The organism is Haloplanus ruber, from assembly GCF_024494725.1.
In the GTDB taxonomy this organism is placed as follows: Archaea; Halobacteriota; Halobacteria; order Halobacteriales; family Haloferacaceae; genus Haloplanus; species Haloplanus ruber.
In genome coordinates this window covers 102909-122874 of the sequence record NZ_JANHDK010000006.1, presented here as the reverse complement: position 1 = coordinate 122874, position 19966 = coordinate 102909, and the positions used below count along the sequence as shown (strand labels likewise).

20 protein-coding genes, 1 tRNA gene and 1 rRNA gene are annotated in these 19966 nt (G+C 66.1%); 13 read left to right on the top strand and 9 right to left on the bottom strand.

The annotated features are described in order from the left end of the window. Positions 1-291: ribosomal RNA gene (locus tag NO878_RS16525) — 16S ribosomal RNA — on the bottom strand; the annotation flags it as partial. Positions 292-754: 463 nt separating this feature from the next. Between NO878_RS16525 and NO878_RS16520 the strand changes: the two genes are divergently transcribed. Next, the gene (locus NO878_RS16520) at positions 755-1315 is read left to right on the top strand and encodes a TATA-box-binding protein (RefSeq protein ID WP_256407067.1); all 561 of its coding nucleotides are present in this window, start codon (positions 755-757) and stop codon (positions 1313-1315) included. Between the two features lie 81 nt (positions 1316-1396). After that, positions 1397-3220 carry a DEAD/DEAH box helicase gene (locus NO878_RS16515; RefSeq protein ID WP_256407066.1) on the top strand — a complete coding sequence of 608 codons (1824 nt, stop codon included), beginning with the start codon at positions 1397-1399 and terminating at the stop codon, positions 3218-3220. Between the two features lie 27 nt (positions 3221-3247). Here the strand turns inward: NO878_RS16515 and NO878_RS16510 are convergent, their stop codons facing one another. Continuing rightward, positions 3248-4297, bottom strand: a complete 1050-nt coding sequence (locus NO878_RS16510) for a pyridoxal-phosphate-dependent aminotransferase family protein (protein ID WP_256407065.1) — start codon at positions 4295-4297, stop codon at positions 3248-3250. Between the two features lie 129 nt (positions 4298-4426). Here NO878_RS16510 and NO878_RS16505 point away from each other — a divergent pair, with 129 nt between their 5' ends. After that, entirely contained in the window at positions 4427-5389 is a 963-nt protein-coding gene (locus tag NO878_RS16505) for an AIR synthase-related protein (protein WP_256407064.1), read from the top strand. A gap of 28 nt (positions 5390-5417) precedes the next feature. On the opposite strand, the gene NO878_RS16500 is transcribed toward NO878_RS16505, so the two are convergent. Next, positions 5418-6188, bottom strand: a complete 771-nt coding sequence (locus tag NO878_RS16500) for a hypothetical protein (protein ID WP_256407063.1) — start codon at positions 6186-6188, stop codon at positions 5418-5420. Between the two features lie 96 nt (positions 6189-6284). Here NO878_RS16500 and NO878_RS16495 point away from each other — a divergent pair. Together NO878_RS16495 and NO878_RS16490 are read left to right on the top strand one after the other, a co-directional pair. After that, positions 6285-6358: transfer RNA gene (locus tag NO878_RS16495), tRNA-Tyr, on the top strand. A 696-nt stretch (positions 6359-7054) separates the two neighbouring features. Further along, a complete protein-coding gene (locus NO878_RS16490) occupies positions 7055-7468 on the top strand; it encodes a type IV pilin domain-containing protein (RefSeq protein WP_256407072.1) in 414 nt (137 codons plus the stop codon). Between the two features lie 709 nt (positions 7469-8177). Here NO878_RS16490 and NO878_RS16485 read toward each other — a convergent pair. From NO878_RS16485 to NO878_RS16475, 3 genes are read right to left on the bottom strand one after another with little or no spacing between them, the layout of a single operon-like run. Then, entirely contained in the window at positions 8178-8402 is a 225-nt protein-coding gene (locus NO878_RS16485; RefSeq protein ID WP_256407062.1) for a hypothetical protein, read from the bottom strand. 54 nt (positions 8403-8456) lie between these two features. Continuing rightward, positions 8457-9953 (bottom strand): sodium:solute symporter family protein, encoded by a 1497-nt coding sequence (locus tag NO878_RS16480; protein WP_256407061.1) that lies wholly within the window; start codon positions 9951-9953, stop codon positions 8457-8459. Beyond that, positions 9950-10201 carry a DUF3311 domain-containing protein gene (locus tag NO878_RS16475; protein WP_256407060.1) on the bottom strand — a complete coding sequence of 84 codons (252 nt, stop codon included), beginning with the start codon at positions 10199-10201 and terminating at the stop codon, positions 9950-9952. Before NO878_RS16475 ends, NO878_RS16480 begins: the two co-directional genes overlap by 4 nt. A gap of 158 nt (positions 10202-10359) precedes the next feature. Between NO878_RS16475 and NO878_RS16470 the strand changes: the two genes are divergently transcribed. Next, positions 10360-11289 carry a DMT family transporter gene (locus NO878_RS16470; protein ID WP_256407059.1) on the top strand — a complete coding sequence of 310 codons (930 nt, stop codon included), beginning with the start codon at positions 10360-10362 and terminating at the stop codon, positions 11287-11289. On the opposite strand, the gene NO878_RS16465 is transcribed toward NO878_RS16470, so the two are convergent. Both NO878_RS16465 and NO878_RS16460 read right to left on the bottom strand, forming a co-directional pair. Further along, on the bottom strand, positions 11283-11681 hold the full coding sequence (locus tag NO878_RS16465; RefSeq protein ID WP_256407058.1) for a VOC family protein: 399 nt from the start codon (positions 11679-11681) through the stop codon (positions 11283-11285). The genes NO878_RS16470 and NO878_RS16465 overlap by 7 nt on opposite strands. Positions 11682-11787: 106 nt before the next feature. Beyond that, positions 11788-12267 (bottom strand): SRPBCC family protein, encoded by a 480-nt coding sequence (locus NO878_RS16460; protein ID WP_256407057.1) that lies wholly within the window; start codon positions 12265-12267, stop codon positions 11788-11790. Positions 12268-12397: 130 nt separating this feature from the next. Here NO878_RS16460 and NO878_RS16455 point away from each other — a divergent pair, with 130 nt between their 5' ends. The 7 genes from NO878_RS16455 to NO878_RS16425 all read left to right on the top strand — a co-directional run bounded on the left by NO878_RS16455 (position 12398) and on the right by NO878_RS16425 (position 19604). Beyond that, the gene (locus NO878_RS16455) at positions 12398-13471 is read left to right on the top strand and encodes a TAXI family TRAP transporter solute-binding subunit (RefSeq protein WP_256407056.1); all 1074 of its coding nucleotides are present in this window, start codon (positions 12398-12400) and stop codon (positions 13469-13471) included. A gap of 9 nt (positions 13472-13480) precedes the next feature. Further along, complete coding sequence (locus tag NO878_RS16450) at positions 13481-15511, top strand: TRAP transporter permease (RefSeq protein ID WP_256407055.1); 2031 nt, start codon at positions 13481-13483, stop codon at positions 15509-15511. 46 nt (positions 15512-15557) lie between these two features. Further along, positions 15558-15968 (top strand): cupin domain-containing protein, encoded by a 411-nt coding sequence (locus tag NO878_RS16445; protein WP_256407054.1) that lies wholly within the window; start codon positions 15558-15560, stop codon positions 15966-15968. A gap of 51 nt (positions 15969-16019) precedes the next feature. Further along, positions 16020-16451: a universal stress protein gene (locus tag NO878_RS16440; RefSeq protein WP_256407053.1), complete on the top strand. Its 432-nt coding sequence runs from the start codon at positions 16020-16022 to the stop codon at positions 16449-16451. Positions 16452-16514: 63 nt separating this feature from the next. Next, positions 16515-17495: an NADPH:quinone reductase gene (locus tag NO878_RS16435; protein ID WP_256407052.1), complete on the top strand. Its 981-nt coding sequence runs from the start codon at positions 16515-16517 to the stop codon at positions 17493-17495. A gap of 37 nt (positions 17496-17532) precedes the next feature. Further along, on the top strand, positions 17533-18576 hold the full coding sequence (locus tag NO878_RS16430) for an N-acetyltransferase DgcN family protein (protein WP_256407051.1): 1044 nt from the start codon (positions 17533-17535) through the stop codon (positions 18574-18576). Further along, positions 18573-19604 (top strand): dipeptide epimerase, encoded by a 1032-nt coding sequence (locus NO878_RS16425; RefSeq protein WP_256407050.1) that lies wholly within the window; start codon positions 18573-18575, stop codon positions 19602-19604. The genes NO878_RS16430 and NO878_RS16425 overlap by 4 nt, the downstream gene beginning before the upstream one ends. Here NO878_RS16425 and NO878_RS16420 read toward each other — a convergent pair. Next, positions 19601-19819, bottom strand: coding sequence for a hypothetical protein (locus NO878_RS16420; RefSeq protein ID WP_256407049.1), 219 nt, complete (start codon positions 19817-19819; stop codon positions 19601-19603). The genes NO878_RS16425 and NO878_RS16420 overlap by 4 nt on opposite strands. Between the last annotated feature and the right edge of the window lie 147 nt (positions 19820-19966).

The window sequence follows — 19966 nt, the reverse complement described above, 5'->3', positions numbered from 1 at the left end:
CCGGGTTCTTGCTCTCACAACCCGTACCGATTATCGGCACGGTGGGCCGTTACCCCACCGTCAACCTAATCGGCCGCAGCCACGTCCTACAGCGTCGGAACGTTTGCGCGTCTTGGCATTCCAGCGTAAGACGGGTATGAACTATTAGCCTCAGTTTCCCGAGGTTATTGTTCTCTGTAGGGTGGTTTGGCCACGTGTTACGGAGCTATTTGCTACGAGTGTAAGCTCGTACAACTAGCATGGCTAAATCGGACCCCGATAGCAATGGCCTCCGGCAGGATCAACCGGAATGAACTCACTCTTGAGAGTGAGGGGTGGCGGGAAACATAGTGTTTCCGCGTCGTGTAGACCACTGAGGTCCATGGTTCGGGTCACCGGATCGACCGGGTGACACCGAACCACCAAGGCTCACATCAGATTCCGGCTTACGGCGGACCGCAGGGGTGGAATCCTCATGTTTCGTCCGGATCTGAACCGAGGAGGGCGACCCATATAAGCCCGTTGATCGGGCTTCGAGTCACCCCCGGTCGGCGTAACCGATCCGGGTGAGGCCGAGGGCACCGTCGCCCTCGCCCTTCGCATTACATCCGAGTGGAGGTTCATACTTAACCCCTCTGATCTCCGTCGAGATCGGCAGACGCGCTGATATTTGCGTGGTGATCCCTCTCGTGGCTTCGGTTCCCGCGGTGCCTACCTCGCTCGTCCGCCTGCCGTGGTCCTTTATAAGGATGGGGATCACAATGTCGCGCATACGATGAGTGACCCGGCAGATTCGATCGAAATTCAGAACGTGGTGGCGTCGACGGGTATCGGACAGGAACTCGACCTCGAGGCGTTGGCCGAGGACCTCCCCGGAGCCGACTTCAACCCCGACAACTTCCCAGGGCTGGTCTACCGCACGCAGGAGCCGAAGGCGGCGGCGCTGATCTTCCGGTCGGGCAAGATCGTGTGCACGGGCGCGAAGAGCATCGACGACGTGCACGAAGCCCTCGGCATCATCTTCGGGAAACTCCGCGACCTGCAGATTCCGGTCGAGGAGGACCCCGATATCACCGTCCAAAACATCGTTTCCAGCGCCGACCTAGGCCATACGCTCAACCTCAACGCACTGGCAATCGGATTGGGGCTGGAAGATGTCGAGTACGAGCCCGAGCAGTTCCCGGGGCTGGTCTACCGGATGGACGATCCCGACGTTGTCATCCTGCTTTTCGGCAGCGGAAAGATCGTTATCACGGGCGGAAAGCGAACCGTCGACGCGGCCGAGGCGGTCGAAGTGATCGTCGACCGGATCGACGACCTGGGACTGTTGGGGTAGACCCACCGACGGCCACAGCGAGAGGGCCGGCGTCGCCGACGGGACACAACGCGTTTCTCCGTCGGGGTCCTACCGCACTCGATGACCGAGGACCCACCCGCCGACGAGGGTGACGACGCCGTCACGTTAGAGTCGTTTCTCGACGCGTTACAGTCGGAGGGACGACCGGTCGCCACCGCCCAACAGATCGCCCGTCGACTCGACTGCTCACAGGCGGCCGCAAGCGAGGCGCTAGATCGACTCGCCGCCGCGGGCGACGTCGAGCGACTGGACGTCGAGTCCGACCCAGTGGTCTGGTATCCGAGCGAGTGGGGGCGACTCGCCGACCGTGAACGCGTGGTGCTCTTTCCGGAGCGCCGCGAACTCGTCGTCGACCAGCCGAGTCAGTACACCCGCGCGCAACTGTCCCGTATCGCCCACCTGGTCGATACCTCCGGGACGAAAGGCTATCTCTATCGCATCCGTCGGGAGGACGTGTGGGCGGCGCCGTTCGACGACTTCGAGGACTTCTTAGGCACCCTGCGGTCGGTCCTCCCGCGTCGCTCCCCGCATCTGGAGGAGTGGATCGAGCGCCAGTGGACCCGCGCACGCCAGTTCACTCTCCGAACCCACGAGGACGGCTACACGGTACTGGCGGCGGCAAGCGAGAGCCTGATGGGCAACGTCGCCAGACAAAAACTCGACGAGGAACACCTCCACGCCCCCATCTCCGAGACCGAGAGTTGGGTCGTCGAGGGAAGTGAGGCGGCGATCAAGCGGATCCTCTACGAGGCGGGCTACCCCGTGATCGACGAGCGTGAGTTAGAGACGGGCGAGCCACTCGACGTCGAACTCCGGACGGAGCTACGAGACTACCAGCAAGACTGGGTGGATCGGTTCCTCGACCAGCGAGCGGGCGTGTTCGTCGGGCCGTCGGGAAGCGGGAAGACCGTCGCCGCGCTCGGCGCGCTGACCGCCGTCGGCGGCGAGACGCTGATCCTCGTGCCGAGTCGGGAACTCGCCGGCCAGTGGCGGGCAGAATTACTCGAACACACCACCCTCGACCCGGAGGACATCGGAGAGTATCACGGCGGCGAAAAGGAGATTCGCCCGGTGACGATAGCCACCTACCAGGTGGCAGGCATGGACCGACACCGTTCGCTGTTCGACCGGCGAGAGTGGGGGCTGATCGTTTACGACGAGGTTCACCACATCCCCAGCGAGGTGTACCGACGGAGCGCGGATCTCCAGAGCAAACATCGACTCGGCCTCTCGGCGACACCAGTTCGCGAGGACGACCGCGAGACGGACATCTACACGCTCGTCGGGCCGCCCATCGGCACCGACTGGGACGCACTCTTCGACGCCGGCTACGTCCAGGAACCCGAGGTGGAGATCAGGTATCTGCCGTGGGCGAGCGACGAGGAACGAAACGCGTACGCGAGCGCGGAGCCGCGCGCGAAACATCGGATCGCAGCGGAGAACCCGGCCAAGGTCGACGAAGTACGCCACCTGCTTGCCGAACACCCGACGGCGAAGGCACTGGTGTTCGTCGACTGGCTGGATCACGGTCGAGCCATCGCCGACGCGGTCAACGCTCCCTTCGTGAGCGGCGAGACGCCACACCACGAGCGCGATCAGTTGTTCGCGTCGTTTCGCGACGGCGAGCGCCGGACACTCGTCGTCTCTCGCGTCGGCGACGAGGGGATCGATCTGCCGAACGCGGAACTCGCGGTCGTCGCGTCGGGACTCGGTGGGTCGCGCCGACAGGGCGCCCAGCGCGCCGGCCGGACGATGCGCCCCGCGGGGAGCGCGACGGTGTACGTGTTGGCGACACGGGGGACAAGCGAGGAGGATTTCGCTCAGCGCCAGATGCGCCACCTCGCGGAGAAAGGAATCCGTGTGACCGAGAACGGCGTGGAGTGAGGTGCCGACGACGGGCGGGGGAGCGGCCTAGTCGAGGACGGCTGCCAGCGCGTCCATCGTCTGCTCGACCTTCTCGACTTCGGCGTTGTATCCCATGTGGCCGACGCGGAGCACGTCGTCCTCGAGACCGCCCAGACCGGTCGAGAGCGTCACGTCGTGGTCCACACGCAGGCGTTCCTGAAGCGCCGTCGCCCGCCCCGGAACGGCGAAGGCAGTGACCGTCGGCGAACTCCGCTCAGGGTCGGGAAACGGCTCCAGCCCGAGGTTGCGCCCGCGCTCCCGGCAGACCAGCGCAGCCTCGCGGTGGCGTTCGTAGACGGTGTCGAGTCCCGCCTCCAGCAACAAGTCGAGGGCCGCCTCCAGTGCGACGACCAGCGTCGACAGGTGGGTGTAGGGGTAGGGCTGTTCGGCCTCGTGCCACGGAAGCAAGTTGGTGTATAGCGGGTCGGGATCGCGGGCCTCGATCCGCTCCCACGCGGCGTCGCTGACGGAACAGACCGCGAGGCCGGGCGGTGCGCTGAAACACTTCTGTGACGCGCCGATGGCGATGTCGATCCGGTCTGTCGGGACGGGCGTCCCCCCGAGCGAGGAGACGGCGTCGACGACGGTGAGGACGTCGTGGGCGGCAACGCGGTCGAGTGCGGCGTCGAGGTCGTTGAGCGTCCCGGTCGGCGTCTCGCAGTGGACCATCGTCACGAGGTCGAAGTCCTCGCCGTCGAGTGTCCGCTCCAAGGCGTCCAGTGGGAGTGGGTCGTCGTAGTTGGCGTCGACGAGGGTCGCCTCGCCGCCGTAGGCTTCGACGAGGTCCGCGAAGCCGTCGCCGTACGGGCCGTTCGAGAGACAGCAGACGCGGTCGCCAGGCGCGACGGTCGAGGCGACGGCCGCCTCCAAGCCGAGGATGCCCTCGCCGCCGAGAACGACCACCTCGTCGTCGGTCCCGTAGATCCGCCCGAGTTTCCGTTTCAGCGCGTCGTACCGGTCGGCGAAGGCCGGATCGACGTCGGGGTTGAGCAGTTCCTCGCCGGCCGCCTCCCTGACCGACGGGGGCAGCGCCGTCGGGCCGGGCGTCATGAGCATACGCCACGTAACCGATGGGGAGGCTTGTAGGGTGCGGTCCGGCGTGGCGATACCACGACACCGCGCGCCGACGCGAACTCCGTCGGGAGACGGGAAGGCACATCACCGGGGCGAGCCTACCGGACGCCCATGACCGGCAAACTCGATCCGGCGGTCCTGTCGGATCTGGTCCTCTCGCGGACGGGGGCGCCCAATCCGAACCTGCTCGCGGGACCGGCGTTCGGTGAGGACGCCGCGGCCATCCGGATCGACGGCGGGACGCTGATCGCCAGCACCGACCCGATCTCACTCGCGGCCGAGCGCCTGGGACAGTTGGCCGTCGTCGTCGCCTCGAACGACGTCGCGGCTGCCGGCGGCCGCCCCGAATATCTCCTGAGTACCGTCCTCCTCCCCGACGCAGACGTCGACGTACTGGAGACGATCACCGGCCAACTCGACGCCGAGGCCGACCGCCTCGGGCTGACCATCGCCGGTGGTCACACCGAAGTTGTCGCCGGCTTGGAGCGACCGCTCTGCTCGCTCACCTGTCTCGGGATGGCCGACCGCTTCGTCGCCACCGGCGGGGCGTCCCCCGGGGATCGGATCCTCCTCACGAAGGGGGCGGGGATCGAGGCAACGGGCGTCCTCGCGACCGACTTCCGCGACCGCTTGGACCTTCCCGCGGACGTACTTGACCGCGCGACGGCCGCGTTCGACGACCTCAGCGTGATGCCCGAGGCGGCCGCCCTCGCACCGACTGCGACCGCCATGCACGACCCCACCGAGGGGGGCGTCATCGAAGGGCTGATCGAGATGGCACTCGCCGGCGGCGTCACCCTCCGTGTCGACCGCGACGCCGTCCACGTCCGCACGGCGACCCGGGCGGTCTGTGACGCCGCCGGCGTCGACCCGCTCAGGGTTCTCGGCTCCGGCGCGCTGCTGGTGACCGTCGCCGACGGCGACGCGGACGCTGCGCTCGCAGCGCTCCACGAGGAAGAGATCGAGGCCGTCACCATCGGGCGGGTCGAGGCGGGCGACCCCGCGGTGGAGATGGGCGAGGAGCGCTACACCGAATCGATCCGGGACGACATGTACGCGCTGTGGGCGGAGTGAGGCGAGGGCAGCGGTCGTCCGCGCCCCTTCATCCGTCGTCGAAGGACGGTTCGGCCCACGGCTCCGCCGGGTCGACCGCCGAGAGCGCGTGTGCGACCTGTTCGTCGGTGTAGTCGTACTCGTCGAGCGCGAGAAAGAGTCGCTTCCACCGGGCGCTCGTGTCCGTCTCCCCCTCGGGGCCGACGCGAGCGCCGTGGATGCGGAAGAACGGAGAACCACGGTCCAGTCTCGCCCCTTCGCCGGTGTGGCCGTCGAGGGCGACGTCGTACTCGCCGTCGGAGGAGAGGTCGTCGGCCGTGACAGGGAAGGTGTGTGTTGGCTCCGCGCCCCGCTCACGGGCCTCGGCGCGCCGCTTCGCGACGGCGTGAAAGGCGTTGACCGCGTTTGCTCCTTCGCGGGCGCTCCGGGCGCGGGCGACGGCGAGAGCCGCCTGGACCGCCGCCATCTGTCCCCGCCGAGAGTCCATATCCCACCGCTCGGCGAGGTCCTCGTAGCGGGCGACGAGCGACGGCGCCTGGGTATCGGCCGCGAGGTCCTCGACGACGAACGTCTGCAGGCGGTCCCAGAGGTTCCACCCGAAGCCCGAACGGGCCAGCTCCCAAGCACACCAGGCCGCCACTTCCTCGTCGCCCCGGCGGATTGCCTTCTGGAGCAGGCTGACGACGGCGTAGCGGTTGAACCCCCCGTCTGTCTCGTCGGCACCCGTTTCCTCGCCGAAGTCGTTCGTCCCCGTTGCCTCCGGCGCCTCCGTCTCCAGTTCGCCGTCCGGCCCGAAGGTGGCCTGTCGCTCCTCGTCCATGCCGCGTGGGTGGCGACCGACCGACGAAAGGGTTCGGGTCCGACCGCCAGATAAATGAGAATCCTTAAGTTCGGTGTAGGGAGTACATCTACGTGCCCGCCCTTAGCTCAGACTGGTAGAGCAGCCGACTGTAGATCGGCTTGCCCCCCGTTCAAATCGGGGAGGGCGGACTCGTTCTCGAGTCGATCCGGAGTGAAACAGCGATCGGCTTGCCCTCCGCTCCGGTGAGCGCAGCGAACGGGAGGCAACGAGTCTCGCACGCTTCAATTCGGGGGGCGAATCCCCCTTCCTACCGAATCACGGCAGAATAGCGGCAGGTATATTCAGCCGCTTCGGCGCGTCCTTGCTGTCGGTGTCGGTTTCGCTCTGCCCCGGCCATTGCTGGAGTGCGACTGGCATCAAGACACAAATCTTCGCCATCTGTCGGACCTGACAGTCGGACGAGGGTGGTCGGAGGCTGCAAATACCACGTACGGTTACCTCGAACATCGACGCCTCGGTCATGCTAGCGACGACTGACGGCCGTGAGATCGACCCTGCAAAGAGGGGCGTCGGCTGCTACGGAAATTGGCCCGTCGATGCCGATAGGCCCCCCAGCCGGCTATTCCGCGGGATCGTCGAGAAACAAGAACGCGCGCCCGAGGAACCTGTTCCCGACGACGCGGCTCCGCGGGCGTAGAATCTCTTTTGGCGCCCAACAGCTGTCAACCACACTTCAGTTATTCGAGGCGATAACTGGGCCATCGAGTTTATAACGGTGGCGAAGGAAGCTAGTAGTAACGCCGAACGAGAACGCGCGGTGGCCCCCCGAATGCGGCATGCCAGATTTCGGCCGCAGCCGTTCTGGTGCTTCGGCGAACAAAACAATGCAATTGAAAGAACTTTTCACCGACGAATCGGCCGTTAGTCCGGTCATTGGTGTGATTTTGATGGTTGCAATAACCGTCATTCTTGCAGCTGTGATCGGCACGTTCGTCCTCGGTTTGGGCGACCAAGTCAGCGAAAGCGCACCACAGGCCAGTATGAGCTTCGAGTTCAACGATACTGGTGTCAACATTACTCACGAGGGTGGCGAGACCCTAGAGAAAAGTAATCTCAACGTATCGAGTGAGAGCATTGGGCCAGAGGAAGCGAATTTCCCTGACTCCTCGGTTACTGCCGGAGACACGGCCCCTCACAATGGAAGCGGCGACATCGGCGGCGAGACCGTTCGGGTGGTCTGGATCAACCCTGCTGGTGGCGGCACTAACACCATCGCTCGCGCGACGGCCCCGCAGTAAGCGTCTCGCGACGGCGACGATTTTTATTTGGACTTCGAGAATGCGAATCGACGAGTAGTCGGCCGCTCACCGAAGCGTCGCTTGCTCGCACGTCCCGCTCCGTCTCCGACGGCACTCAAATCTGTTCGTGACTGTCGGTGAGTGCAGTTTCACTGGCAGTCACATCTCGATGCGGGCAGCGCGTTTCGAAGACTGATCTCGAACCCCTCGGCCTGACGACGCTGTCGGACGCTACCTCGACACACGTTACCGGGAAGACCATCGAGGGTTGGAAGGACCAGTTTCGAGCGTTCGTGGTGCGAGGAGGAAGAAATCGAGGACCTAAACTCCCCGGACGCGGCCTGTGCGCCTATGGCGTTTGGTGTCGCGACAGCGGGTTCGCTAGTGAGGCGATTGCGGCAGTCACCCCGCGTGATCTTGCTCCGCTCCGTGCTTTCCGCTGGTTCTGTGCCGATGTCGACGCTGTTCCCGACGAACGCTCCAAGATAGTTCGGTGGTCGGCGGTGAACAGCGGGCGCGACTTCCATCGTCGACAAGTGTGTATCGAATGATTGTCGGCACGTTCCAGAAACGGACCCCGACGATAGGGCGTCGGGTCCGCGTGGGCGCCCGTATCCTAGGCGGGTGCCACGATAGTGGAAGGCAGCGGGGGGCTTTAATCCTCCGCACGAGCGGTCGGGGGGTACGGGCGAGACCAGTCGCGAACGCGTTACTCGGTGTATCCGAGTTCCTTCTCGGGATCGGTCGGGAGTGAGTGGAAAATTTCCTCCATCTCGCCGTCGTCGAGGCCCACCTCGTCGAGGCTGCCGTCGCTCTGATAGAGCGACCAGACGAAGTTGATCATCGTCGCCTGGAAGTGCGGACTCGGCTGATCGCTCTCCCGGATGTGTTTGACGAGTTTTGCCGCCGTTTCGTCGTCGAGTATGTCGCTCATAGGCCGGAACTCGGTCGGATCGGCAATCAGGGTGTCGGATGACGAACGGGAGGGTCAGTCGCCGCCAACGGCAAAACGGGCGGCGTCCTCGTCGATGGCAGGCGAGGAGACGAGTGAGACACCGACGGTGAGGACGGCGGCGAGGATCATGAACGCGAGAGCGACGTCCCACCCGGCGTAGGAGCGAGCGAGGAGGGAGACGGTCGTGTCCCCAACCGCGACGGACACGGTCGGGACGAGAACGTGCAGGAGATAGAGGATCTGGGGGACGGCGACGCCGACGAGCATGCCGTCGCGGGTCGTCGCCTCCCAGTAGAGTGCGACGATGACGGGCGGGGCGAGGAGGGCGAACCCGGAGAAGGCGGTGTCGCCGACTTCGATGAGCGTGCCGGGCCGCGAGAGGCTGGCGGCGAACGCGAGGAGGGCGAAGACGGCGACGCCGATGCGGGCGATCCACGCCTCGCGCCGGTCGCTCGCCTCGGGACGGACGAAGGGGCGATAGAGGTCACGGGTGAAGTAGGCCGACCCCGAGAGGAGCATCGAGTCCGAGGAGGACATCATCGCCGCCATCGCACCGGCGACGACGAGCGCCGCGAACCACCCCGGGGTGTACTCGCTCAGCAGGACCGACAGCACGTTCGCTCCCTCGGGAACCTCGATGGGGAGGCCGGCGGCCCACGCCCCGAGCATGAACGCCGGGACGAAAAGCAAGAGGACGAGCACGGGCCAGAGGGCAAAGGAGCGTTTCAACACCGTCGCGGACTTCGCGACGAAAAAGCGCTGGTTGATCTGAGGGAACATGGTCACACCGAAGGCGATGGTGACCGCCGACGAGATGATGAACTGCGGCGTATAGAGACCGCCCCCGAGGGACGCGAAGTCGGGGTTGGCCGCCACCATGCCGCGGGTGGCCGCGCCGAGGCCGCCGAGGCTCCCGAGAATCCAGACCACCGCAACCCACAGCACGGAGAGCATGAACAGCCCCTGGAGCGTGTCGGTCCAAGCGACACCCCGCAGGCCGGCGAGCATCACGTAGGCAATCATAAAGAGGGTGATGAGCGCGGCGCCGCCCCAGTAGGGGACGGCCCCGCCGGTGAGGCCGCGCAGCGCCTCGCCGGCGCCCATCTGCTGGAGCATGACGTACGGGAAGAGCCACAGGAGGCTGACGCCCGCGACCAGTCCCCGGAGGCCGGGAGAGGCAAACCGGTCGCCGAGCATCTCACCCAAGGTGACGTACTCGCGTGCGCGCCCGATGAGCCACTGGCGGTAGCCGATGACGTACCAGAGGATGGCAAAGAGCACGCCGTCCATCACGCCCATGACGAGAATCCACTCGGGGCCGGCCTGATAGGCGAGGTTCGGGCCGCCGAAGAAGGTAAACGCCGACAGCAGGGTCGCGAAGGTGGTAAAGAGGAGGACGAGCGTCCCGAGGGTACGGCTGGCGAGATAGAAGTCCTCGGCGTCCGACCCACCGACGCGGTAGGCCACGAGACCGACACCGAGCGCGAGCAAGAGATACGCGACGACGATGCCGAGCGGTTGGAGACTCACGGCTTCTCACCCCCGTCGAGTCGCGGCCCCGCAGCGGTGCCAGTGTCGACGCCCATCAGCCGATCCCACCCGTGGCGGGTGAACAGCCCGAAGGTCACGGCCGCTATGCCCATCCACCCGAGGTGCCACCAGAGCCAGACGGGCAACCCGGCGACCACCGTCGACGTGCCCCAGAGGAACCAGGGAATTGAGAACACGACGAGCACGACGAACGCCACGACCCACAGCCAATCGCGTATCGAACGCATGCTTGGAATGTATTCGTATCTCCAACTACGTAAATGATTCCAAATAATCCTCCATCTGGCTTTTTGAAGAAAAACTTTCTTCGAAAGTGTGCCGGGAGCGATCCCTCTCTTCGATCCGTGGCGACAGGAGTAAACCGCCGCCCGCCGAGCGGACTCGTGTGCCCGGGACGGAGGGACGTGTCGTGTCGCCGCTGGTCGCGTTGGGCGTTGCGGTCCTCGCGATCAGCACGAGCGCGATCCTGGTCCGTTGGAGTGACGCTCCGAACGTCATCAAGGCGCTGTATCGGGTGTCGTTTACCGTCGTCGCGCTCGCTCCACTCGTCGACGGCACCGACCGTCGCTCGCTCACCCGGATCGAGGCTCGCGACGCCGCCGTCGCAGTCGCCGCGGGGGTCGCCCTGGCCTTTCACTTCGTGGTCTGGTTCGAGAGCCTCGATCACACGACAGTCGCCGCGAGTGTCACCATCGTCCAAGCCCAACCGGTGTTCGTCGCCGCCGGGGCGTGGGTCCTGCTGGGGGAACGAGTGAGTCGACGCGGTGCCCTGGGAATCGGGGTTGCCCTCGCGGGGATGGTCGCGCTCTCGTTCGGCCCGGAGTTGCTCGCGGTCGTCGATCCGACGGCCACACTGGACACCGCTGTGGCGGGGGCTCAGTACGGCAACGCGCTGGCCCTCCTCGGCGCGGTGGCCGTCGCGGCGTACTATCTCGCCGGGCGGTCGCTTCGGCGTCGACTGGGGGTGTTGCCGTACGTGACGGTCGTGTATACGGCCTGTGCGCTCGTCCTGTTCGGGGTCGCGGTGGTCCAGGGTCTTCGCCTCCTGTCGTATCCACCGCACGAGTGGCTCCTGTTCGCCGCGATGGCGCTCGGGCCGGGCGTCCTCGGCCACACGGTCGTGAACTGGGCGCTCGGCCACCTCGAGTCACACGTCGTCAGCGTCTCCTTGCTCGGTGAACCCGTCGGCAGTACGCTGCTCGCGCTGGTGCTTCTCTCGGAGGTCCCGCCGCCCACGACGCTCTTCGGCGGCGCAGTCGTCCTCGCTGGGATCTACGTCACCGCGTCGACCCGGACGCCCGGCGACACTCAGTGAAGTTTGAGTTCGACCCGCCGGCCGTCGGGGTCCCGAACGTACGCCGCCCAGTCGCGACCGTAGGCACCGTAGCGCTCGTGTGGCTCCCCGGATTCAACCGTGACGCCTGCGTCCCGAAGTTCCTCGAGGAGGGCGTCCATCTCCGCTCGGGTGCCGGTGCCGTCCGACCGGAGAAGCAGACAGACGTGTTCGCCGCCGACGGAAACCGATTCGTCGGTCGGCACGAGGTGGAGATGGCGGCCACCGGCCACGACCGCGACGTAGGGAACTTCCCCGGCCTCGTAGCGGTCACGGTCGCGGATCGGCATCCCCAACAGGTCGTGGTAGAACTCGAGTGCGCGGTCGAGGTCGCTCACGCGGAAAGCAGCGTGGTCTAGGTCGACGACGTCCATATCGGTCGTTGGGCCGCCGGCCTCATACGGATTGTCGTCACTGTATGGCAACTGTTACCACGAACAGAGGTAACAACCTACGAGAACAGCGATCTGACACGGACGCTCACTCGAGGAGTTCGCGCGTTCGCCGGTGTCGGAACCGGAACATGGGTTCGAAGCCGACACGGGCTAGCGGCGCGATGGCGTCGCCAAGCGGCCCGAACGGGAGGGCGTAGACCACCCGGTCGTCGACGACCGTCTCGTCCCCGTCGGCGAAAAAGCGGTGGGTGTGCTCCCAGTGGCGGAACGGTCCGCCGGCCATCTCGTCGGTGAAGTGGGCGGTCGCTCCCTCGCGTTCGCGCTCGGTGATCAGCGAGGTCCACTGCTGTCGCGGCCCGGCGCCGAAGGGTTGGACCGAGGCTTCGATGCGCGATCCGGGAACCAGAATCTCCGGATCGGGATTACCGTCCGGTCCCTGAACCTCCTCGATCCGGAGGTGCATCCACCCCGGGGTCAGCGCCTCCAGTCCACTCACGCGGGAGTGAAAGTCCCACACCGACTCCAGCGGCGCGCCGACACGCGTCCGGCGTTGGTACACGGCCATGCCTGTGTGTAGGAACGAACGGCGGATAAGCACCCGGATCACGTCTGTCGACTGATCAGGTCAGCCGGCCGACGGTATGAGGGATCTTTTTATGTGATAGATCACATCATGCCTAGCGGACGGTATTACCATGGACGAAGCTAGGCGGGAGTTCCTCAAGCGAGCAGGTGTAGCGACAGTAGCGACAACCACCCTTGCCGGCTGTTCCGGCGGCGGGGGCGGGGGCGGCGGCGATGGGGGCGACGGTGGCGGCGGTCAGGCGAGCTGGACGCTCGGCACCTCCTCGGAAGGGTCATCGTCGTTCCGGATCGGGTCCACGTGGAGCCAGTACGCGGAGCAAAACGACGCGCTCGATTCGGTCTCTGTCGACGCCGTCATCACGGAGGGGACGGGAGCGTCGTACCGTCGCTTCGACGCCGGCGAGTTCGAGATGAGCGGAACGACGACACAGCTCCTCGACGCGGCGCCCGATACGGGCCCCTACGAGGACCAAGGGCTGCAGGACTTCAGCAACCACCGGCAGGTCCGCGGCTATATGGGCTTCTACAACTTCGGCCTGTACAACGCGGACGCGGTGAGCGGCTGGGACGACCTGGAGGGGCGCCCAATCGCCATCTCGTCGGCCGGCTCCGGGACGCGGCCACCGGTCGAAGCCATTGTCGACGCCGAAATCGGTCTCGACAACGTCGACAACCGGTATATGGCCTTCGCCGACATTCCGAGCGCGCTCCGTTCGGGACAGGTCGACGCGGCGTTCACCTGGACCGTCAACCAGACGACCCCGCAGGGCTGGTTCCAGGAGATCGACGCGACGGTCAACTGGGAGCCGCTCCCGATCTCGCAGTCCACGCGCGACCTCCTCAATAACGACCTCGGCTACTCGACGTACGTCCAGCTGGACGCCGACACGGTCTCGCAGTTCGCCGAGAACTACCAGGACCCCCTCGATACGTTCACGCTGACGTACCTCTACGTCGTGAACGCCAACGCGGACGCCGACATCGTCTACGACATCGCTCGGTTCACCCATCAAGAAGGGGAGGCGCTCCTCGAACAGGACGACGTCATGGCCTTCTTCCCGGACCCGGACCGCTTCCTCGGCCAGCTCCACCCCGACATCCCGCTGCACGAGGGTGCCTACCGCTACTACGAGGAGGAAGGGCTGCTCGAAGACTACGACCTGACCGCCCCACCCGAGGCATAGCTACCCACGATGGCCACCGGCAACGACGCCGATCAGGACACCCGTTCGCTCGCGGACATAGAGCGGACTATCGACGAGAAGTTCCGGGATAGCTACTCCGAACAGATCTGGAACAAGGGGCCGGTCGAGTTGCTGGTGTACGCGATCACGGTCGTCTTCTTCCTCTATCACCTGTGGTACGCCCAGACGTTCCAGCTGCCGCGCGCTCGCCACGGGATCATCCACCTCGCGATGGTGCTCTCGCTGTGGGGCATCATCCAGATGCTGGACGAAGACTGGTCGGCGACCACGGGGAAGGCTAAGACGGTCGGATACGCGCTGTACAGCGTTATCTCGGTGATCCCGCTGTACTACATCCAGTCCAACTACGACCAGATACGGCTGACCGCGGGGGTCTACACCGACACCGCGATCATCTCCGGCGTGCTGGTGATCCTCCTGGTGTTGGTCGCGCTGGCACACGTCTCCCGGCTCATCACCGGGATTGCGCTGGTCGGCCTGGTGTACTCCTACTTCGGGCCGCTGATGCCTGGGCTGCTCTCCCACCGCGGGCTGACGGTCCAGCGGATCATCACGATGAACACCGTCGAGATGGAGGGGCTACTCGGAACGCTCCTGCAGATTTCGGCGACCTGGGTCGTCATCTTCCTCATTCTCGCCGGACTGATGGAGAAGTACGGCGGGATGGCGACGTTCATCAAAGGGATGACGCGACTGGCCGCACGTCGCAAGTACATCGAGATCGGTCAGGTGGCCGTCGCCGCGAGCATGTTCATGGGGTCGATCAACGGATCGACCGCTGCTAACACCGCAACGACCGGTGCGTTCACCATCCCGCTGATGAAGGAGAACGGCTACCGGCCGAAGATTGCGGCCGCCATCGAGGCGGTCGCCTCCTGTGGCGGGCAGGTACTCCCGCCGATCATGGGCGCCGGCGCGTTCCTGATGGCCGAACTCATCGATCCGAACTACTCCGACATCGTCATCGGCGCGATAGCGCCGGCCATCCTCTTTTTCCTCACCGTCTCGGTCGCCATCTCGCTGAGCACGAGCAACAGCGTCTCGACGACGATCACCACCGAGCCTGATCCGCGGGGTCTCGGCAAGCGGCTGTTCGATATCGTGCGTCACTTCGAGTATATCGGGATGTTCGCCATCCTGCTGTGGTGGCTGATCGGTATCGGCGCCGACCCGATGGTCGCCGGCTTCTACGCCATCGTCTCGCTGATGGGACTGCGTCTCGTCCGCGTCGCCTTCGAAGTCGTCACCGACGCCAAAGAGGAGGATCTCGCGGCCGCGTTCAAACTGTTCCTCCGTGAGTCTCTCGAAGGGATGCGCCGTGGCGCCGAGGCGACGCTCAACATCACGATCCTGCTGGCGAGTCTCGGTATCGTCATCCGAGCGCTGATCGTCACTGGGTTCGCACAGCAACTCTCGTCGTACCTCGTCTTGCTGTCCGGTGGTGTCGTCGTCGTCATGCTGTTCCTGGCGATGCTCGCCGCCATCGCGTTCGGCATGGGGATGTCGACGACTGCGGCCTACATGATCGTGGCCGTGCTCGTGGCGCCGTCGCTGGTGCAGATCGGCGTCCAGGAGTTCACCGCTCACATGTTCGTCTTCTACTTCGCCATCGTCTCGAACATCACGCCGCCGATTGCGCTCTCGGTCATCATCGGCCAGGGGATTGCCGGCTCCGACTTCTGGGAGACGGCCGTCGAGTCGCTCCGCATCGGCTTCCCGATGTTCCTGCTTCCCTTCGCGTTCTTCTACAACGAGGCACTCCTCTACCCCAGTCCGATGACGCTCGTCGCCTTCGTCATCGTCTTCGCGGGATTCGTCTCGGTGAGCATCGGGCTCACCGGGTACATCCGACAGCAGATTCCGACACTTCTGCGGCCGGTCTTCCTCCTGCTGGGACTGGGTGCTATCTTCGTCCCCACGATGATCGGTCAGGTGTTGCTCGTGGCCGCCATCGTCGCCGCCTGTGGCTACTTCCTCCGGTCGGGATCGGTGGACGTCACCACCCCCGCCGAGGGATAGGCGGCGCCTGCGGGCGATTTATTATTGTCGCGGGTGACCGCACCGTATGTCCGAAGGCTGGCAGCGCGTTCGTCCATCCGAGAGCGACCCACGTGACGACAAACCTGGAACGCGCTGGGAACTGTCGCCGAAACTCGATATCGAGCCGTTCAACCTGAACGTCGCCGTCCTCGAACCCGGCGAGCGTCTCTCCCAGAGCCACTTTCACTACCACCACGACCAGGCGGAGTTGATCCACGTCGCGGCCGGCCGGTGTCGGGTCGAAGTCGCGGACGACCGATTTATCGCCGAACAGGGCGACACTGTCCGCTTCGACGCGGGACCGGAGGGCGTCCACCTGGTTCACAACCCGTTCGACGAGCCGTGTCGGATCGTCGCCATGGGCTGGCCGCCCTCGGGTCGCCACCCGGTCGAGACGGTCAAGACGATCGGCGAACTGCTCGACGAACGCGAGTGACGGTCTCGCCGTCACCGTGCAGTTAAGTCGACGGCCGAAAACGGGGTTAGCATGCCGAGACTACTTGTCCCGATGGACCAGAACCGGGACCACATCGACCGCCTCGTGTCGGGGATCGGTGACCTTCACTACGATCCGAGCGAGACACGGCTGACGGTGCTCAACGTCTTCGAGGAGTTCGAGGTCCACGGAGAGTGGTCGGACATCGAGTCCGACGAGTTCTACGACGCCGAGGAACTCCCCGACGTCATCACGGACGCGGCCGGCCGGCTCTCCGAGAGCGGGTTCACCGTCGACGTCCACTCCCGGCACGGCGACCCGGCCGAGGAGATCATCGCGTTGGCGGCGAGCGAGGACGTGGATGCGGTCGTCATGGTCGCCCGCCAGCGCAGCGCGGTCGGCAAAGTCCTGCTCGGAAGCGTCACGCAGGGTGTCCTCCTCGGGACCGACCGCCCCGTGATCGTCATCCCACACGACGAGTGAACGGCCGCAGACAGAACGTAGAACCGGGAAGCGACCAAGTGCAGGCGACCGACGATCCAATCCATGAAGGCAATCCGATACCACGAACACGGCGACGCGGATGTACTGACAGTCGACGACGTACCGACACCGGACCCGGGCCACGACGAGGCGCTCGTCCGAGTGCACGCGGCGAGCGTCAACCCCATCGACACCTACGTTCGGGAGGGCGGAGTCAGCCCCGCGGGCGGCCTCCCACACGTCGGCGGCTCGGACGCCGCCGGCGTCGTCGAGGCGGTCGGTGACGGCGTTGAGGGCGTCGCGGTCGGCGACCGGGTGTTCGCCACCGGCCTCGGCCTGTTCGAGGACGGGACGTACGCCGAGTACGTCGCCGCTCCGGCGGCGTCGCTCGCCCCCCTCCCCGACGAGGTATCGTTCGCCGACGGCGCGGCCGCCGCGATGGCCTTCGCGACGGCGTGGCGGGGCCTCGTCAACCGGGGCGGACTCTCGGTCGGGGACACCTGTCTGATCCAAGGCGGGGCGGGCGGCGTCGGCCACGCGGCCGTCCAAATCGCCGACCACGCGGGTGCCACCGTCGTTGCCACGGCGGGGAGCGACCGGGCGTTCGTCGGTGATCTCGGCGCCGACGGCGTGATCGACTACGCCGGCGACGACGTCGCTGACCGGATCCGCGAGGCCGCGGGCGGCGAGATCGACGTGGTGCTCGAAACCCACGCCGCCGCCAACGTCACGACGGACCTCGAGGTCCTGACCCGCGGAGGACGGATCGTCGTCCTCGGCGAGGAGGAGCCGATCACCATCGACCCCGGCGCGTCGATGACCGGCAAAATCGCCGACGCCGACCTCTCCTTTATGTCGATCATGGCCTCGCGCGACGATCAAGCGCCGATCCTCGAACGGGTGGGCCGCCTGCTCGCCGACGGCACCTTCACCGTTGAAATCGAGGCGACCTACCCCCTCGAAGCGGCCGCCGAGGCACAGCGACACGTGCTGTCCGACGGCTCGCGCGGCAAAGTCGTCCTCACGGTTTCCGACGCGGCGTAACCGAGGGATTAATTCACGTCCCTCCGTCGGAGGGGATATGTCGGTTACACTCGATTCGGACGACTCGGTGGTCGTGCTCGCCCACGAGCAGTTTCCAGGCCGGGCGAAGACGGCCGTCGGCGTTCTCCGATACGCGGACTACGACGTGGCGGCGGTGCTCGACCGCGCCCACGCGGGCGAACGAGTCATCGACCACGTCCCCGACGTTGACGACGCGCCGATTGTCGAGAGCATGGACGCGGCACTCGAGATGGACCCCGACGCGCTGGTGATCGGCATCTCGCCCATCGGCGGCGCGTTCGACGAGTCCTGGCGGCCGGACGTCCAGACCGCCATCGACGCCGGCTGTGACGTGATTTCGGGGTTACACTACTTCCTCGCGGACGACCCGGAGTTTGCCGACAGCGCCGCCGAGTCCGGGGCCGATCTGGTCGACGTTCGCCGCCCGCCCGCTGACCTCGGCGTGAGCGAGGGGCAAGCGGGCCAGGTCGACGCCGACGTGGTGCTGACCGTCGGCACCGACTGCAACACGGGCAAGATGACGACGACGCTCGAACTCGTCGCCGCCGCCCGAGCGCAGGGAATCGACGCCGGATTTGTCCCCACCGGACAGACGGGGATCATGATCGCCGGGTGGGGGATTCCGGTCGACCGGACGATTGCCGACTTCGCCGCCGGCGCCGTCGAGCGGATGGTCCTCGATGCCGCCGCCGATCACGACGTCCTCTTCGTCGAGGGGCAGGGAACCATCGTCCACCCTGCCTACTCCGGGGTGACCTGTAGCCTGCTCCACGGAGCGATGCCCGACGCACTCGTGTTGACCCACAGCGCCGGCCGAGAGGCGATCCACGGCTACGAGTCCGTCGCGCTCCCACCGGTCGAGACGTACGTCGACCTCTACGAGTCGCTCGCGGCACCGGTCGCGCCGACGCAGGTAGCCGCCGGCGCACTCGACACCCGGGCGTTCGAGGCCGACGACGCGGCACGGGAGGCCGTGACGGCCTACGGTGACGCTATCGGCGCGCCCGCGACCGACCCCATCCGCTTCGGGGCCGAGACGATACTCGACGAACTCCCATGAACGCGACATTCGAGCGACTCGACCTGTCGATTGACGGTGAGTTCGCTATCTCGCGAGGGACACAAACCGACGTGGAGACGGTCGTCGTCCGAGTGAGCGACGACGCCGGGCAGACGGGAATCGGCGCCGCCGCGCCCGACGCCCACTACGGCGAGACGGCCGACACCGTGACCGCAGTCCTTCCCGCTCTCCTCGATGCCGTCGAAGCGGTCGACGACCCGCTGGCGCTGGGGCGGATCGAGCGTCGACTGCGCGGGACGATCCGTGACAACCCTGCCGCCCGCGCCGCGGTCAGTATCGCCTGTCACGACCTCGCGACCCGTCGGCTGGGGGTGCCACTCTACCGGCACCTGGGCCTCGAGTCCGGGCGTGCGCCCCCGACCTCCTATACGGTCGCCATCGACGAACCGGAGGCGATGGCGGCGACAGCCGAGACGGCCGCCACGGAGGGGTACACGGTCCTGAAGGTGAAACTGGGGACCGACCGGGACCGCGAGCGAGTCGAGGCGGTGCGGGCCGCGGCCCCCGAGGCGACGATCCGGGTCGACGCCAACGAGGCGTGGACGCCGCACGAGGCAGTCGAAAAGAGCGACTGGCTAGCCGACCTCGGCGTCGAATTTGTCGAACAGCCGATCCCCGCCGAACATGACGACCGCCTGCCGTACGTCCACGAGCGAAGCGCACTGCCCGTCGCCGCCGACGAGTCCTGTGTGGCGCTCCCGGACGTGCCACGGGTGGCCGACCGCGTCGACATCGTGAACCTGAAGCTCATGAAGTGTGGGGGCGTCCGCGAGGCGGTACGGATGGTCCACGCCGCCCGCGCACAGGGCCTGGAGGTGATGCTCGGCTGTATGGTCGAGTCGACCGCGTCCATCGCCGCCGCCTGTCATCTGGCACCGCTCGTCGACTACGCCGACCTCGACGGCGCGCTTCTCCTCGCCGAGGACGCCTACGAGGGGCCAACCTACGCCGGCGGCACCGTTACTTTCCCCGACCGACCGGGGACGGGCGTCCGGTCGACCCGCTAGCGCTGTCGTCCAGAGCGGGCCTCTCCGGCGATCATCATCCGCTGGAGCGCCGACCGAATGTGGTAGTTCTTCTCGGCGTCTTCCTCGGCAGCGAGCGCCGCTTCGAGGTGACGGCTCGTCAACGCCGAGGAGGAGACGTGACGATCCGTGGCCGACCTCCCTGATCGGTCCACTGACTCCGGATCCGAGTCGGGCGAATCGGTAGGGGGAATCATACGCTGTCCACAACGGTCGTCGAGCGCCTATACCCTCCGTTTTATTCGATTATTCACAAATCGCCGTTGACGTATCTGGCTCGGTGTCGAACACCGCTCCCCCGACGAGTCCCGGGCCACGACTCGACCGGGTAACGAAAGCAGACC